Raw genomic sequence first — 14,989 nt, 5'->3', positions numbered from 1 at the left:
CCGGGCGGCGCCTGCCCGGCAGGCGCCGCTTCTCACGCAGCCTGTGCGTGAAGTTCGTCTTTCGGCACCACGTCGAACGGGAACGTCATCGCCACGCGCAGGCCGCCCTCGGGACGGTTACCGATCTCGCACGTCCCGCCCAGCCTCAGCACGAGCCGCTCGACGATCGCGAGCCCCAGCCCGCTGTGGCCGTTCCCGCCGCGCGCGGGGTCGAGTCGCACGAACGGCCGCGTCGCGGCCGCCAGGTCGCGCGGCGCAATCCCGCCGCCGCTGTCGCTGACCGACAGCACATAGCCCGTCGGCGTACGCGCCGTCTCGACCAGCACCGGCGGCGCGCCGTACGCATGTGCATTGTCCAGCAGGTTCGACAGGATCCGGTCGAGCGTCGCGGTCGGCAGGCGGAAGCCCGCGTCGGCCGTGAGATGCGTCTGGACCGCCGGCGCGTTCGGTGCGACCGCGCGATAGCTGCGCGCGATCCGCTCGCAGGTCTGGTCGACCGGCACGGGCTCGCTGCGGTCCGCCCCGCCGTGCGCGAACGCGAGGAACTGGTCGACGATGTGCGACATCGAGTCGACATCGCGCACGACGCCATCGCGCAGCCGCGCGTCGTCCATCATTTCGGCACGCAGGCGCATCCGCGCGAGCGGCGTGCGCAGGTCGTGCGCGACACCGGCCAGCATCACCGCGCGGTCGCTGTCGGCCTGCGATACCTGCTCCACCATCTGGTTGAAGCCGCGCGTGAGCTGCCGCAGCTCGCGCGGGCCGCGCTCGCGCAGCGGCGGCACCGGCTGGCCGCGGCCGAAGCGCGCGACCGCACGCGCCAGCGAGCGCAGCGGCTGCTGCAGCTGCCAGGCCGCGAACAGCGCGGCGATCACGCCGGCCGAGAAGATCGTGCCGAGCCACAGCAGCATCCGGTCGAGCGAGCGCGGCGGCCGCAGCGGCTGCACCGGCACCACGATCCAGTTAGGGTCGGTCGGCTCCTTGACCCACAGCACCGGCGGATGACCCGGCGCGCCGATCTCGACCTGGGTGCCGTGCGGCATCCGCTCGCTCACGTCATCGCGGAAGCGCTTGAGCGGCGCCGGCAGGTTCGTGTCGGCCACCTTCGGCACGTCGGGACTGTCCGGCGACACGAGCCGCACTCGCGACGGCAGCGGCTGATCGGGCGTGCGCTCGACGTGCTGGCGCACCGCGTCGACCAGGAACGCGGCCTCCTCGACCGCGTAGCGCGTCTGCATCTGGCTGCGCTCGATGCGCATCGCGAAGAACCACGCGAAGTGCGACAGGAGCAGCACGCCGATGACCAGCAGCGCCAGCCGCCCGAACAGTGAATCAATGGGCTTGCGCATGGGCCTCGCCGTCGGGCACGAACACGTAGCCGCGCCCGCGGACCGTCTGGATGAAGCGCGGCGCGGACGGATCCGTTTCCAGGATGCGGCGCAGGCGCCATACCTGGACGTCGATGCCGCGGTCGGTGCCGTCGTACTCGGGCCCGTGCAGCAGCTCGAGCAGCCGCTCGCGCGTGAGCGTGCGCAGCGCATGGTTCACGAAGATCTTCAGCAGCGCGAATTCGCTGCTCGACAGCGTCGCCGGCTTGCCGTCGACCGACAGCGTGCGCGCCTGGAAATCGAGCACGAAGCGGCCGAACGCGAACGGCTCGCGCTGCTCGGGCGCCGCCGCCGACGGCGTCGCGCGACGGCGGCGCAGCACGGCCTGCACGCGCGCGAGCAGCTCGCGCGGGTTGAACGGCTTGCCGAGATAGTCGTCCGCGCCGAGCTCGAGCCCGACGATGCGGTCGACGTCGTCCGCGCGCGCGGTCAGCATGATCACGGGGATGTCGTCGCCGGCCGCGCGCAACTGGCGCAGCGCGGTCAGGCCGTCCACGCCCGGCATCATCAGGTCCAGCACGATCAAATCGGGCCGCTCGCGCTCGAGGCGCTTCTCGAGCGTCGCCGCGTCGTGCAGCACGGACACTTCCATCCCCTGACGCACGAGATAGTCGCGCAGCAGGTCTCGGAGTTCTTGGTCGTCGTCGACGATGAGGATCTGGGTAGTCATGGCTTGAAGTTTACCGCGCGAGTGTGGAGTCGAAGAACGAAACAAAGGGACGAAAGGGTTACTGCGGGTTACGGCGCAAGGGAACTGTAATGCGCCGTAACCCGCCAGCCACCCCGCGTAACACCGGCGGGGACCCGCGCCGCTAACCTGCGTCTTACCGGATGCGGACACGAATCACCGCGCATCGCATCGCCGGACCCTTTGATACAAGGAGTTTCTGAAATGTATAAGAAGACTTCCCGCGTGGCCATTGCGGCCGCCACCGTGCTCGCTCTCGCATTCGGCACCGCGCATGCCGCGCAACCCAACGACATGCCGCCGCCGGGCGGCCCCGGCATGCACCAGATGCACGGCGGCCATGACGGCGGCCCGTTCGGCGTGATCATGAAGCTGCACGACCAACTGAAGCTCAACGCGTCGCAGGAACAGCAGTGGCAGACGGCCGTCAACACGATGAAGCAGAACCATGAGGCGATGCGCAAGAGCCACGAGCAGATGCGCGAGCAATTCAAGGCGCAGCAGAACCAACCGATCCTCGACCTGAGCGCGATGCACGCCGCCCGCCAGCAGGCCGAGCAGCAGAATGCGCAACTGCGCGAGCAGAGCTCGGCCGCGTGGCTCGCGTTCTATAACGGGCTGAACGACCAGCAGAAGACCACCGTCAGCACGGCGCTCAAGCAGCAGTTCGCACGGATGGAGCAACGCCACGAGAAGATGAAGGAACGCTGGCAGCAGCACGGCGCGGCCAAGGGCGCGTCGGCGCCGGCGCAGTAAGCCGGCAGGCGGCACCGCGGGGGACGCGTGCGCACGGCGCCGCGTCCCCTGTTTCATTTCAGGCGACGTCGAACAGCAGCACCTCGGCCGCCCGGCCGCGGGCGAACGCGACCGTGTCCACGCCGGCGATCCGCGCGCCGTCGCCCTCGGCCAGCGTGTGGCCGTTGACCTCCACGTCGCCGCGCGCCACGTGCACGTACGTGCTGCGCCCGGCCGGCACGCCGAAAGCCGTCTCCTCGTCGCCATCGATCAGCCCCGCGAAGATCCGCGCGTCCGCACGGACCGACAATGCGCCGTCGTCGTCGCCGTCGGGCGACGCGACGAGCCGCAGCCGGCCGCGCTTCTCGTCGTCGGCAAAGCGCCGCTGCGCGTAGCCGGGCCGTCCGCCGCGCTCGGCCGGCTGCAGCCAGATCTGCAGCAGATGCAGCGGCCGGTCGCACCACGCATTGGTTTCGCTGTGCATGAGCCCCGTGCCGGCGCTCATCCGCTGGATGCCGCCGGCGCGCACGATCGCGCCGTTGCCGAGGCTGTCGCGATGCGCGAGCGCGCCGTCCAGCACGTAGGTGACGATCTCGAGGTCACGGCGCGGCTGCATTCCGAAGCCGCGCGTGGGTGCGATCCGGTCCTCGCTCAGCAAGCGCAGCGCGCCGAACGGCGGATGCGTGGCCCCGGCGTGGCCGGCGAGCGGGAAGCTGCTGCTCGATTCGAGCCAGCCTTGACGCGTGTGGCAACGGTCGGCGGCGCGGCGGATCTGGAACATGGGGCGGGCACTCCGGCAGGCGGCTGTTCTTTTCGGGTTTACCAGTACTGTAGGCTCGCCCCCATCCAGCCACAATCCACCGCCCGCGCACCGCATCGTTGCGCTCACGAATCCAATGGGCGCAATACTCGTTGCGAATACCGCGATTGCCGCAACGGCCGATTCGAAGAATCGATCGGTCGCGCCGGATTGCCGTTTTCCGGGTATCGCGTTCGGGTAAAATACCGCCCTTTTGGCGTTCGCCCGTCCGGCGAGCGCCGTTGCCAGCGCGCCGAAACACGAATTTTGGCCGTCTAGAATACGCCGCGGCGCCCGGCCCGACCGGCCGCGAGCGCCCCCGGAAGTGAGCGACAAAAAGGATGGAAATGAAGAAGGCCGCCCTGTGCGCCGCCCTCGCCCTCGTGGCGAGCGGCGCCTTCGCGAAGGAGTGGAAGACCGTGCGGATCGGTGTCGATGCCAGCTACCCGCCGTTCGAGTCGACCGCGCCGAGCGGCGAGATCGTCGGTTTCGACGTCGATCTCACCAAGGAAATCTGCAAGCGGATCAACGTGAAGTGCGTGTGGGTCGCGCAGGATCTCGACGGGATCATCCCCGCGCTGAAAGCGAAGAAGTACGACGTCATCGTGTCGTCGCTGACCGTCACGGACAAGCGCCGCGAGCAGATCGACTTCTCCGACAAGGTGTACGACGCACCGGCACGCATGATCGCGAAGGCCGGCTCGCCGCTGCTGCCGACGGTCGCGTCGCTCAAGGGCAAGCACGTCGGCGTCGAGCAGGGCTCGACGCAGGAAACCTACGCGAAGGCGTACTGGGAACCGCAGGGCGTGACGGTCATTCCTTACCAGAACCAGGACCAGGTCTATGCCGATCTCGGCTCGGGCCGCCTCGACGCGACGCTGCAGGATGAACTGCAGGCCGACTACGGCTTCCTGCGCACGCCGCGCGGCAAGGGCTTCGCGTTCGCCGGGCCGGAAGTGAAGGATCCGAAGACGATCGGCGACGGCACCGCGATCGGCCTGCGCAAGGAAGACACGGACCTGAAGCTCAGGATCAACAAGGCGCTGGCCGACATGCACAAGGACGGCACCTACGACCGGCTGTCGCACAAGTATTTCTCGTTCAGCGTCTACTCGGCTCGCTGAGCGCCGACAATGACGGGAAGCGGATGCGGGGGCGGCCCCGCGTCCGGCAGTACAGGCAGTCAACCACGCGCCGCCCGCCCCCTTGCCCGCCGCTCGCGCGACGGGCGGGCCCGGCACCGTTGCCGGGGCGGACGGTCATGATACGCACGGGGCGTTCCGCGCAGCTTGGCGGGCGCGTATTTCGCGGCGCACCGCATGCGCCCTCAGGGACCACACCAGGGACCACTCTATGTTTCTACAAGGTTACGGCCCGCTGATCCTCGCAGGCACCTGGCAAACCGTCAAACTGGCGGTGCTTTCGCTCGCGTTGTCGTTCCTGCTGGGCCTGCTCGGCGCGGGCGCGAAGCTGTCGCGCAACCGCGTGACGAACGGCATCGGCACCGTCTACACGACGCTGATCCGCGGCGTACCCGATCTCGTGCTGATGCTGCTGCTGTTCTACAGCCTGCAGATCTGGCTGAACTCCGCGACCGACGCGCTCGGCTGGGACCAGATCGACATCAACCCGTTCCTCGCCGGCGTGCTCGTGCTCGGCTTCATCTACGGCGCGTACTTCACCGAGACCTTCCGCGGCGCCTTCCTGTCGGTGCCGCGCGGCCAGCTCGAGGCCGGCAGCGCGTACGGGATGACCAACTGGCAGGTGTTCGCGCGGATCATGTTCCCGCAGATGATGCGCTTCGCGCTGCCCGGCATCGGCAACAACTGGCAGGTGCTCGTGAAGTCGACCGCGCTGGTATCGATCATCGGCCTCGCGGACGTCGTCAAGGCGTCGCAGGACGCCGGCAAGGGCACGCTGCGGTTCTTCTTCTTCACGCTGATCGCCGGTGCGGTCTACCTCGCCATCACGACGATCTCGAACTTCGTGCTGATGTGGCTCGAAAAGCGCTACTCGACCGGTGTCCGCAAGGCTGACCTATGATCGAACTCATCCAAGAATACTGGCGCAACTACCTCTATACCGACGGCTTCCGGATCACCGGCGTCGCGATCACGCTGTGGCTGCTCGTCGTGTCGATCGGCCTCGGCTTCTGCCTGTCGGTGCCGCTCGCGGTGGCCCGCGTGTCGAAGAGGAAGTGGCTGTCGCGCGCCGTGTGGCTCTACACGTACGTGTTCCGCGGCACGCCGCTCTACGTGCAGCTGCTGCTCTGCTACACCGGCCTCTACAGCCTGCAGTTCGTGCGCGGCACGCCGCTGCTCGATTCGTTCTTCCGCGACGGGATGCACTGCACGCTGCTCGCGTTCACGCTGAACACCTGCGCGTACACCACCGAGATCTTCGCGGGCGCGATCAAGGCGACCTCGTACGGCGAGATCGAAGCCGCGCGCGCATACGGGATGTCCACCTTCACGATGTATCGTCGCGTGATCCTGCCGTCCGCGCTGCGCCGCGCGCTGCCGCTCTACAGCAACGAAGTGATCCTGATGCTGCACGCGACCACCGTCGCGTTCACCGCGACCGTGCCGGACATCCTGAAGATCGCCCGCGACGTGAACTCGGCGACCTACATGTCGTTCCACGCATTCGGCATCGCCGCGCTGCTCTATCTCGTGATCTCGTTCATGCTCGTGTGGCTGTTCCGCCAGGCCGAGCGTCGCTGGCTCGCGTATCTGCGCCCGCAAGGCAAGTAAGTTTTCGCAGGACTATATGAATTCCCAGACTCAGAAGCTTTTCGTCGACGATCTGCACAAGCGGTACGGCGACAACGAGGTGCTCAAGGGCGTGTCGCTGAAGGCGAACTCGGGCGACGTGATCAGCGTGATCGGCTCGTCCGGTTCCGGCAAGAGCACGATGCTGCGCTGTATCAACTTCCTCGAACAGCCGAACGCGGGCCGCATCGTCGTCGACGGCGAGGAAGTGCGCACCACCGCCGACAAGACGGGCGCGCTGCGCGCGGCCGATTCGAAGCAGCTGCAACGCGTGCGCACCAAGCTGTCGATGGTGTTCCAGCACTTCAATCTCTGGTCGCACATGAACGTGATCGAGAACGTGATGGAAGCGCCCGTCAACGTGCTCGGCATCCCGAAGAAGGAAGCCGAGGATCGCGCCCGCGCGTATCTCGAGAAGGTCGGTCTCGCGCCGCGCGTCGAGAAGCAGTATCCGTCACACCTGTCGGGCGGCCAGCAGCAGCGCGTCGCGATCGCGCGCGCGCTCGCGATGCATCCCGACGTGATGCTGTTCGACGAGCCGACGTCGGCGCTCGACCCGGAACTCGTCGGCGAAGTGCTGAAGGTGATGCAGAAGCTCGCCGAGGAAGGCCGCACGATGATCGTCGTCACGCACGAGATGGGCTTCGCGCGCAACGTGTCGAACCACGTGATGTTCCTGCACCAGGGGCGCGTCGAGGAAGAAGGCGTGCCGTCCGAGGTGTTCGCGAATCCGAAGAGCGAGCGCCTGCGCGGGTTCCTGTCGGGCAGCCTCAAGTAACGCGCGCGACGCGGTACGACACACGAGCGGGCGCCAGACGGCGCTCGTTTCGCGTTTACGCGGCGTCCACCGGCGCGCCGTCCGCGAACGCGCGCAGCGCATCGCCCGCGAGCCGGTAGCGTACCCATTCGCTCTGCGGCGCCGCGCCGACGCTTTCGTAAAAGCGGATCGCCGGCTCGTTCCAGTCGAGCACGCTCCATTCGAACCGTCCGCAGCCGGTGTCCACGGCGATGCGCGCGAGCGCCTTCAGCAGCCGCAGCCCGGCGCCCGCGCCGCGAAAGCGCGGCGATACGTACAGATCCTCGAGATACAGCCCCTGGCGGCCGAGCCACGTCGAATACGAGAAGAAGTACACGGCGAAGCCGGCCGGCTCGCCGTCGACCTCGCAGATCAGCGCACGCGCGGGCGAGCCTTCGCCGAACAGGCTGCGCTCGAGCGACGCGGGCGTCGCGACCACTTCATGCTCCGCCTTCTCGTAGATGGCCAGCTCGGTGATGAAACGCAGGATTTGCGGGACGTCGGCGACGGTGGCGCAACGGATGTCGATTTGCACGGCGGGGAGCCCTCCTTCGGCCCGGATGGGAAACGGAATGCGGCGCCGCCCGCGCAAATGCGCGTGGCGTCGGTCAGATCCCCATGCTACGTTCCCGGCTCAACTGCAGGAAGTGCAGTTTCTTCATCCGGACATGAACATGATGCATCCCGATCTGCGCCGTCTCGACCTGAACCTGCTGCTCGCGTTCGACGCGCTGTATCGCCACCGGTCGGTGGCCGCGGCCGCGCACGAACTGGCGATGAGCCCGTCCGCGCTGAGTCACGCGCTCGCGCGGCTGCGCGACACGATCGGCGACGCGCTGTTCGTGCGGCTCGGCAACGAGATGCAGCCGACCGTGCGCGCCGACGACATCGCCACCTGGGCCGGCGATGCGCTCGACACGATGTCGAAGGGGCTCGCCCGCGCGCGCCGCTTCGATCCCGCGCAAAGCGACCGCACGTTCGTGTTCGCCGCGAGCGACTACACGGCGTTCGCCGTGCTGCCGGCCTTGCTCGCGCGCATCGAGCGGGTCGCGCCGCGGCTGCGGATCCGCGTCGTCCATTCCGAGCGCAAGATTTCGATCGACGAGCTCGCGGCCGGCCGCATCGATTTCGCGCTCGGCTATCACGAGGAGTCGGCCGCCGACTCGCCGGGCATCGAGGATTTCGACTGGTTCTCGGATGACTACGTGGTGATCGCGAGCGCCGCGCATCCGGACATCCGCCGGCGGCTGACGCTGGACCAGTATCTCGCGGCACGCCACGTGGTCGTCACGCCATGGAACGAGTCGCGCGGCGTCGTCGACTACGTGCTCGACCGGCTCGGCCTCGCGCGGCAGGTCGCCGTGCAGCTGCCGAGCGTGCTGGCCGCACCGTTCGCGATCGCGGAATCGACGCTGCTGATGACGGTGCCGAACCGCGCCGCGCAGGCGCTGCGCCACGCGGCGCCGATCCGCATCTTCCCCGCGCCGTTCGAGATCCCGCGCTACACGGTGAAGGTCTACTCACACGCGAAGCACGCACGCACCGATGCGCACCGATGGATCCGCGCGCAACTGCTCGCTGCACGACCGGCGCAGGGTTGAGCCGGGCGCGCTTGCCCGGCGGTCGAGGGCCCATGCCGCACAAGCGTTTCAGCGTCGTTTCAGATGCGGCCCGGCGACCGCGGGCCACGCCCGATTTATTACGAAATACTTACCAATTTCACGTCTCCGACGCTTACGCTCGCGCCTCGGCAACGTCAATAGTGGCAATCCTTGACCCCACACCGCGGAATCCGTGTCTCCCTTTCCGGACAAGGGTTTACGGGGACCGGCGGCCCTCCGCGCTGCCGCCGCGCACTCTGTTGCATGGCAAATTGGCGACACGTGTTAGTCAAACAACGATTTCCATCGCCACAAAATTGTATTTTTGCTAAATTAGTAACCAAAGTAGCAAAACGAAGTTCGTGAAATGTAGTTTAGCTTCACGACACAACAAGGAGACCCCGCAAGCCGACCCGGCCGCGCGGGACCGCTCAACGGTTTTTCCGTCCGCTTGCCCGCGTGCCGCGCTTACCGGCCCTGCACGAGGTCTCCCTGGTTATCCCGCTTTTCGCTTTTGCCCGACGCTCGCAGCGCCGGGCATCTCGTGCAGTCTGGGTTGACTTTTTGACAGGGTATGGAGGAGATGATGAAGAAAGCTTTGGTCGCGGCCGCGCTGATGGCTGCTGGGGTGGTTACGGCGCACGCGCAGAGCAGCGTCACGCTGTACGGTCGCCTGGATGCCGGCCTTGAGTACCTGAACGGCCTGCAGAACGGCCACCAAGTGCGCGCGGAAAGCGGCGACTGGGGCACGAGCCTGTGGGGCTTGAAGGGCAGCGAGGACATCGGCGGCGGCAACAAAGTCCTGTTCCACCTCGAAGGCGCGTTCAACACGATGAACGGCGGGCTCGGCACGAGCGGCTCGATCTGGGATCGTTTCGCGACCGTCGGCATCTCCAACGACCGCTACGGTACGCTGCTGCTGGGTCGCGAACTCGCGATCGCGAACGGCGTGTGGGACTTCGATCCGCTGGGCCAGTCGAGCTGGTCGTCGGCATCGCTCGTGCGCGGCCGCAACTGGAACAAGACCAGCAACAACGTGTCGTACCAGTCGCCGCAGTTCTACGGCCTCGACTTCTACGGCCAGTTCGCGTTCTCGAACTCGACCAGCTTCAACGGCAACACGACGGCCGGTCAGCCGGGCCGTGCAGCCGGTGCGCAGGTCACGTACACGAACTCGCTGTTCCAGTTGCGCGGCATCTACGACGAAACGCGCGACAGCAACGGCCGCTTCTCCGACGTGTTCAACTACTCGCGTGAATACTTCGCGGGCCTGAACGTGTTCCTCGGCCAGTTCAAGCTGCAAGCGGCTTATCAGTCGTCGCACGCGGACGGCAGCGGCGGCCCGGCCGTCAACAACGGCATCACCGGCACCCAGCAGGTCTGGGGCGGCGTGACGTGGCAAGCCACGCCGGCGGCCGCGCTGATCGCAGCCGTGTACCACGTGAATGCGAACCACGGCGGCGGCAACGCGAACATCTACACGGTCGGCGGTTCGTACAACATCTCGAAGCGCACGCTGTTCGACCTGCAGGTCGCGACGGTGCGCAACAGCTCGACGGCCAACTTCGGCCTGAACGCGAACGGTGCGGGCACCGCCGTATCGACGGGCAACCCGCATCCGGGCGGCAGCCAGACCGGCGTCTACGCCGGCATCCAGCACCTGTTCTGATCAGGCGCCGTCCAGAGAACGATTCGACAACACTTTCCACGCTGCTGCGAGAGGCGCGTATCGGTGCGGTACCCACCCGGGTATCGCACCGTTTTTTATTGGCGGGCCGGAATCGTGCGACCCGCGGCCGGATCGACCTGATCGGCCGAGTGCGGCGCTCAGACCGCCGCTTCGTTCTCTTCGCCGGTGCGGATGCGGATCACGCGCTCGACGTCCGACACGAAGATCTTGCCGTCGCCGATCTTGCCCGTGCGCGCCGCGCCGATGACCGCGTCGATCACCTGGTCGACCTGCGCTTCCGCGACGACCACCTCGATCTTCATCTTCGGCAGGAAGTCGACGACGTATTCGGCGCCGCGATACAGCTCGGTGTGCCCCTTCTGGCGGCCGAAGCCCTTCACTTCCGTTACGGTCAGGCCCGTGAGGCCGACTTCGGCGAGCGCTTCGCGGACTTCGTCCAGCTTGAACGGCTTGATGATGGCGGTGATGCGTTTCATGATGGTTGTCCCTCAATGCTCGTTTGGATGCACAATCGCGATCCCGATTGTAAGCCGGCCGGCCGCGTACGGCCCAGCACCGCTCAGTCGAGACGTTCGGTAAAGCGTGACGTGATCGGATAGCGCCAGTCGCGCCCGAACGCGCGATGCGTGACGCGAATGCCGATCGGCGCCTGGCGGCGCTTGTATTCGTTGATCTTGATGAGCCGCGTCACGCGTGCGACGTCGGCCTCCGCATAACCGGCCGCGACGATCTCCGCGAGCGGGCGGTCCTCCTCCATGTACATCCGCATGATCGCGTCGAGCACGTCGTACGGCGGCAGGCTGTCCTGGTCCGTCTGGTTCTCGCGCAGCTCGGCCGACGGCGCGCGCGTGAGGATCCGCTCGGGGATCACGTCGCGCTGCCCGTAGTCGGCGGTCGCGTTGCGATAGCGGCACAACTGGTAGACCAGCGTTTTCGCGATGTCCTTGATCACCGCGAAGCCGCCGGCCATGTCGCCGTACAGCGTGCAGTAGCCGACCGCCATCTCGCTCTTGTTGCCGGTCGTCAGCACGATCGAGCCGAACTTGTTCGACAGCGCCATCAGCAGCGTGCCGCGGATGCGCGCCTGGATGTTCTCTTCCGTCGCGTCCTCCGCGCGGCCCGCGAATTCGTCCGCGAGCGCCGCCCGGAACGCGTCGAACATCGGCGCGATCGCGATCTCGTCGTAGCGCACGCCGACGCGCCGCGCCATCTCCGCCGCGTCGGTGGTCGAGATGTCGGCCGTGTAGCGCGACGGCATCATCACCGCGCGCACGCGCTCGGGCCCGAGCGCGTCGCATGCGACCGCGAGCACCAGCGCCGAGTCGACGCCGCCCGACAGCCCGATCAGCACGCCGGGAAAGCCGTTCTTGCCGATGTAGTCGCGCACGCCGGTCACGAGCGCGCGATAGACCTGCGCGTCGACCGGCAGCGCGGGTGCGACCGCGCCGGGCAGCGGGCGTGCACCGTCGAATTCGACGATCGCGTGCCCTTCGTCGAACTGCGGCATCTTCGCGACGAGCGCACCCTGCGCGTCGAGCACGAACGAGCCGCCGTCGAACACGAGCTCGTCCTGGCCGCCGACGAGGTTCACGTACACCATCGGCAGCCCGGTCTCGCGGATCCGCGCGCGCAGGATGTCGATGCGCAGCGCCTCCTTGTTCATGTGGTACGGCGAACCGTTCGGGATCAGCAGCACCTGCGCGCCGGCGGCCTTCGCGATCTGCGCGGCCGACGCATGCCATGCGTCCTCGCAGATGATCACGCCGAATTTGACGCTGTTCAGCTCGAACACGAGCGGTTCGGCGTCGGTCGCGAAATAGCGCTTCTCGTCGAACACGTCGGCGTTCGGCAGATCCTGCTTGCGGTAGGTGCCGGCGATCTCGCCGCCGACGATCAGCGACACCGCGTTGTAGGTGTCGGCCGGCGGCACGCCGCGCTCGATCGGGCGGTTTGCATTACCATCGACGGCTGGCGCGCGTGCATCGTCGCCACGATCGCGCAACGGATGACCGACCAGCACCGCGAGCCCGTCGAACGGGCGCAGCGCGTCGGCGAGCGTGTCGAGCGCGGCAGCGGCCGCCGCGTAGAACGCGGGCCGCAGCAGCAGGTCTTCCGGCGGATAGCCGGACAGCGCGAGTTCGGGTGCGACCATCAGTTGCGCACCATCGTTGTGCGCGGCGCGGGCGGCCGCGACGATTCGCGCGACGTTGCCGGCGAAATCGCCGACGGTGACGTTGATCTGGGCGAGAGCGAGTCGGGTCTTCATGACGGGATCGGCGCAGCCCGGCGGCGCGCCCTGAACGGCTGACGAAATCGTCCCGGACGCGGGCCATGGCGGCACGCATCCGGCGGCATCCAACAGTACGGATTCACGCTTGAAACACGAACGCAACGATTATCGCACGGGCATCCTGTCGTCCCCCGCGGAAGTGCCGGCCGACGAATGGAACGCGCTGCTCGAGCGCGACGCGCAGCCGACGCCGTTCCTGCGCCACGAATTCCTCGACGCGCTGCACGTCGCGCGCTGCGCGGTCGACGACACCGGCTGGTCGCCGCACTTCGTCACGCTGACCGATCCGCGCACGGGCCGGCTCGCAGCCGCCGCGCCCGTCTACGCGAAGCAGCATTCGTACGGTGAATACGTGTTCGACTGGGCATGGGCCGACGCGTACCAGCGCAACGGCCTGTCCTACTACCCGAAGCTGCTGTGCGCGGTGCCGTTCACGCCCGTGCAGGGCACGCGCCTGCTCGCGGCCGACGACGACGCACGCCGCCAGCTCGCGGCCACGCTGCTCGCGTTCGCCGAGCAGAGCGACGTGTCGTCGCTGCACGTGCTGTTCCCGACTGGCGACGAAGCGCGGCTGCTGGAATCGATGGGAATGATGTTGCGCGAAGGCGTGCAGTTCCACTGGCTCAACGACGGCTACCGCGACTTCGACGACTTCCTCGGTACGCTCGAGCAGAAGAAGCGCAAGAACATCCGCGCCGAACGGCGCAAGGTGCGCGATGCCGGCGTCACGTTCCGGCGGCTCACCGGCGACCGGATCACCGATGCCGACTGGCGCTTCTTCTCGCGCTGCTACCGGCAGACCTACCGCGAACACTACTCGAGCCCGTACCTGAATCTCGACTTCTTCCGCGCGATCGGCGCGACGATGCCGGAGAACCTGCTGCTCGTGATCGCCGAAGCCGACGGCCGCCCGATCGCGAGCTCGCTCGCCGTCTACCGGCGTGGCGCGAACGGCGGCGGCACGCTGTACGGTCGCTACTGGGGCGCGCTCGAGCACGTGCCCTGCCTGCATTTCGAAACGGCGTACTACCAGCTGCTCGAATTCTGCATCGAGGCCGGGCTCGATACGTTCGAGGGTGGCGCACAGGGCGAGCACAAGCTCGCGCGCGGCTTTCTGCCGACCGTCACGCATTCCGCGCACTGGCTCGCACATCCGGCGTTCTCCGATGCGGTCGCGCATTTTCTCGCACGCGAGACCGAGCATATCCACGCGTACGTCGACGAGTTGCGCGAGCACGATCCATTCCGGCACCGCACGTGACGACGCTCGCGCATCGCGTCTTTCGCGGTGCGCGCCGCCATTTCTGAGACACTGGCGGCTTCGCATCCCGCCGCTTTCCCATGTCCTGGTTTCTGTATCTGATCGAGTGCGCCGACGACAGCGTCTACACGGGCATCACGACCGATGTCGCCGCGCGCTTCGACGAACACGCATCCGGCAAGGGCGCACGCTACACGCGTTCGCGCAAGCCGCGCGCGGTGCTCGCGTCGTTCCCGCTGCCCGACCGCTCGATCGCATCGCGTGCCGAGTACTGGGTGAAGCGGCTCACGGCCGCACAGAAGCGCGAGCTGGCGGCCGGAATCCGGACGCTGGAATCGGTGTTGCCGGCCGGGATGTCGATCGACGGCAGCGTCGAGGCGGCCGGTGTGCAGGCCGGCTCGCGCGGGCGGAAGAAGGCGAAGGGCAAGGACACGCCCGGCGACGATGCGCCGCCGCCTGCCGAAACGAAACAGCATCTCAAGAAAGCCGCGAAGTCAGGCAGCGACGCGAAAGCAGCCAGGACCGTGAAGTCGGGAAAAGCCGCGAAGGCTCCCACGAAGACCCCGGCCGCGCCCGCCAGGAAGCGTGCAAAAACCGGCGACGCCCCTGAAGTGAAACAGATCGCGTCGCGCGGCAAGTCGGCCACAAACGCAGCGCCGCAACGGAAAGCGCCGGCGGCGGCCGGCGGCAAGTCCGCAACGGATGAACGGCCAGACACCGCGTCCGCACCGGCGCGCGGCCGTGCATCGACGAGAAAGGCCGCCACCGAAGCCGTCGCAGTCACGGCCGCGCCCGTCGCCGCTGCACGCCGCGCAACCGGCGCGAAACGTGCGAAGTCCGCACCGAACGCTGCCGCCCTGCCCACCGCCGCACGCGCACGAAAGAACACCCCCGCACGCGCCGCACCGCGCACAAAACAAAACCGCGCGGCCTCCTGAGGAGACACGCGCGGTTTGCGTTCCGAACGAAC

Annotated in this window: 15 protein-coding genes; 9 read left to right on the top strand and 6 right to left on the bottom strand. The window is 67.6% G+C overall.

Annotated features, from left to right (window positions below; all coding sequences use genetic code 11):
* Positions 1 to 32: 32 nt before the first annotated feature.
* Positions 33 to 1,349 carry an ATP-binding protein gene (locus ACVK00_RS15575; RefSeq protein ID WP_284896038.1) on the bottom strand — a complete coding sequence of 439 codons (1,317 nt, stop codon included), beginning with the start codon at positions 1,347 to 1,349 and terminating at the stop codon, positions 33 to 35.
* Positions 1,333 to 2,058, bottom strand: coding sequence for a response regulator (locus ACVK00_RS15570; RefSeq protein ID WP_012364426.1), 726 nt, complete (start codon positions 2,056 to 2,058; stop codon positions 1,333 to 1,335). Before ACVK00_RS15570 ends, ACVK00_RS15575 begins: the two co-directional genes overlap by 17 nt.
* 222 nt (positions 2,059 to 2,280) lie before the next feature.
* Between ACVK00_RS15570 and ACVK00_RS15565 the strand changes: the two genes are divergently transcribed.
* Positions 2,281 to 2,832 carry a Spy/CpxP family protein refolding chaperone gene (locus tag ACVK00_RS15565; RefSeq protein ID WP_228905151.1) on the top strand — a complete coding sequence of 184 codons (552 nt, stop codon included), beginning with the start codon at positions 2,281 to 2,283 and terminating at the stop codon, positions 2,830 to 2,832.
* A 58-nt stretch (positions 2,833 to 2,890) separates the two neighbouring features.
* Here the strand turns inward: ACVK00_RS15565 and ACVK00_RS15560 are convergent, their stop codons facing one another.
* Positions 2,891 to 3,592, bottom strand: coding sequence for a pirin family protein (locus tag ACVK00_RS15560; protein WP_011657622.1), 702 nt, complete (start codon positions 3,590 to 3,592; stop codon positions 2,891 to 2,893).
* 365 nt (positions 3,593 to 3,957) lie between these two features.
* Here ACVK00_RS15560 and ACVK00_RS15555 point away from each other — a divergent pair, with 365 nt between their 5' ends.
* From ACVK00_RS15555 to ACVK00_RS15540, 4 genes are all read left to right on the top strand, one after another.
* Positions 3,958 to 4,734, top strand: coding sequence for an ABC transporter substrate-binding protein (locus tag ACVK00_RS15555; RefSeq protein ID WP_146125729.1), 777 nt, complete (start codon positions 3,958 to 3,960; stop codon positions 4,732 to 4,734).
* A gap of 229 nt (positions 4,735 to 4,963) precedes the next feature.
* Entirely contained in the window at positions 4,964 to 5,653 is a 690-nt protein-coding gene (locus ACVK00_RS15550) for an ABC transporter permease (RefSeq protein WP_228905153.1), read from the top strand.
* Positions 5,650 to 6,363 carry an ABC transporter permease gene (locus ACVK00_RS15545; protein WP_166724204.1) on the top strand — a complete coding sequence of 238 codons (714 nt, stop codon included), beginning with the start codon at positions 5,650 to 5,652 and terminating at the stop codon, positions 6,361 to 6,363. Before ACVK00_RS15550 ends, ACVK00_RS15545 begins: the two co-directional genes overlap by 4 nt.
* Before the next feature lie 16 nt (positions 6,364 to 6,379).
* On the top strand, positions 6,380 to 7,159 hold the full coding sequence (locus ACVK00_RS15540; protein ID WP_166724205.1) for an ABC transporter ATP-binding protein: 780 nt from the start codon (positions 6,380 to 6,382) through the stop codon (positions 7,157 to 7,159).
* Positions 7,160 to 7,214: 55 nt separating this feature from the next.
* On the opposite strand, the gene ACVK00_RS15535 is transcribed toward ACVK00_RS15540, so the two are convergent.
* On the bottom strand, positions 7,215 to 7,712 hold the full coding sequence (locus ACVK00_RS15535) for a GNAT family N-acetyltransferase (protein WP_175669685.1): 498 nt from the start codon (positions 7,710 to 7,712) through the stop codon (positions 7,215 to 7,217).
* A 139-nt stretch (positions 7,713 to 7,851) separates the two neighbouring features.
* On the opposite strand from ACVK00_RS15535, the gene ACVK00_RS15530 reads away from it, so the two are divergent.
* Both ACVK00_RS15530 and ACVK00_RS15525 read left to right on the top strand, forming a co-directional pair.
* Positions 7,852 to 8,778, top strand: coding sequence for a LysR family transcriptional regulator (locus tag ACVK00_RS15530; RefSeq protein ID WP_284896054.1), 927 nt, complete (start codon positions 7,852 to 7,854; stop codon positions 8,776 to 8,778).
* A gap of 583 nt (positions 8,779 to 9,361) precedes the next feature.
* Entirely contained in the window at positions 9,362 to 10,447 is a 1,086-nt protein-coding gene (locus ACVK00_RS15525) for a porin (protein ID WP_166724208.1), read from the top strand.
* A gap of 158 nt (positions 10,448 to 10,605) precedes the next feature.
* On the opposite strand, the gene ACVK00_RS15520 is transcribed toward ACVK00_RS15525, so the two are convergent.
* Together ACVK00_RS15520 and ACVK00_RS15515 are read right to left on the bottom strand one after the other, a co-directional pair.
* Positions 10,606 to 10,944 carry a P-II family nitrogen regulator gene (locus ACVK00_RS15520; protein ID WP_006398637.1) on the bottom strand — a complete coding sequence of 113 codons (339 nt, stop codon included), beginning with the start codon at positions 10,942 to 10,944 and terminating at the stop codon, positions 10,606 to 10,608.
* Between the two features lie 83 nt (positions 10,945 to 11,027).
* Entirely contained in the window at positions 11,028 to 12,734 is a 1,707-nt protein-coding gene (locus ACVK00_RS15515; protein WP_284896233.1) for an NAD+ synthase, read from the bottom strand.
* A 109-nt stretch (positions 12,735 to 12,843) separates the two neighbouring features.
* On the opposite strand from ACVK00_RS15515, the gene ACVK00_RS15510 reads away from it, so the two are divergent.
* Complete coding sequence (locus ACVK00_RS15510; RefSeq protein WP_284896235.1) at positions 12,844 to 14,019, top strand: GNAT family N-acetyltransferase; 1,176 nt, start codon at positions 12,844 to 12,846, stop codon at positions 14,017 to 14,019.
* 80 nt (positions 14,020 to 14,099) lie between these two features.
* On the top strand, positions 14,100 to 14,957 hold the full coding sequence (locus ACVK00_RS15505; protein ID WP_284896238.1) for a GIY-YIG nuclease family protein: 858 nt from the start codon (positions 14,100 to 14,102) through the stop codon (positions 14,955 to 14,957).
* The last annotated feature ends 32 nt before the right edge of the window (positions 14,958 to 14,989 follow it).

The sequence above is a fragment of the Burkholderia sp. PvR073 genome, from assembly GCF_054055695.1.
Note: the sequence above shows the minus strand (reverse complement) of the source record. Positions and strands in the feature narration are given on the sequence as shown.

What these genes read in the sequence shown, in the direction of transcription:
- ACVK00_RS15565 (WP_228905151.1), top strand. Translation starts at nt 2,281, where the DNA reads ATGTATAAGAAGACTTCCCGCGTGGCCATTGCGGCCGCCACCGTGCTC.
- ACVK00_RS15550 (WP_228905153.1), top strand. Translation starts at nt 4,964, where the DNA reads ATGTTTCTACAAGGTTACGGCCCGCTGATCCTCGCAGGCACCTGGCAA.
- ACVK00_RS15530 (WP_284896054.1), top strand. Translation starts at nt 7,852, where the DNA reads ATGATGCATCCCGATCTGCGCCGTCTCGACCTGAACCTGCTGCTCGCG.
- ACVK00_RS15505 (WP_284896238.1), top strand. Translation starts at nt 14,100, where the DNA reads ATGTCCTGGTTTCTGTATCTGATCGAGTGCGCCGACGACAGCGTCTAC.
- ACVK00_RS15545 (WP_166724204.1), top strand. Translation starts at nt 5,650, where the DNA reads ATGATCGAACTCATCCAAGAATACTGGCGCAACTACCTCTATACCGAC.
- ACVK00_RS15575 (WP_284896038.1), bottom strand. Translation starts at nt 1,349, where the DNA reads ATGCGCAAGCCCATTGATTCACTGTTCGGGCGGCTGGCGCTGCTGGTC.
- ACVK00_RS15540 (WP_166724205.1), top strand. Translation starts at nt 6,380, where the DNA reads ATGAATTCCCAGACTCAGAAGCTTTTCGTCGACGATCTGCACAAGCGG.
- ACVK00_RS15515 (WP_284896233.1), bottom strand. Translation starts at nt 12,734, where the DNA reads ATGAAGACCCGACTCGCTCTCGCCCAGATCAACGTCACCGTCGGCGAT.
- ACVK00_RS15560 (WP_011657622.1), bottom strand. Translation starts at nt 3,592, where the DNA reads ATGTTCCAGATCCGCCGCGCCGCCGACCGTTGCCACACGCGTCAAGGC.
- ACVK00_RS15555 (WP_146125729.1), top strand. Translation starts at nt 3,958, where the DNA reads ATGAAGAAGGCCGCCCTGTGCGCCGCCCTCGCCCTCGTGGCGAGCGGC.
- ACVK00_RS15520 (WP_006398637.1), bottom strand. Translation starts at nt 10,944, where the DNA reads ATGAAACGCATCACCGCCATCATCAAGCCGTTCAAGCTGGACGAAGTC.
- ACVK00_RS15570 (WP_012364426.1), bottom strand. Translation starts at nt 2,058, where the DNA reads ATGACTACCCAGATCCTCATCGTCGACGACGACCAAGAACTCCGAGAC.
- ACVK00_RS15525 (WP_166724208.1), top strand. Translation starts at nt 9,362, where the DNA reads ATGATGAAGAAAGCTTTGGTCGCGGCCGCGCTGATGGCTGCTGGGGTG.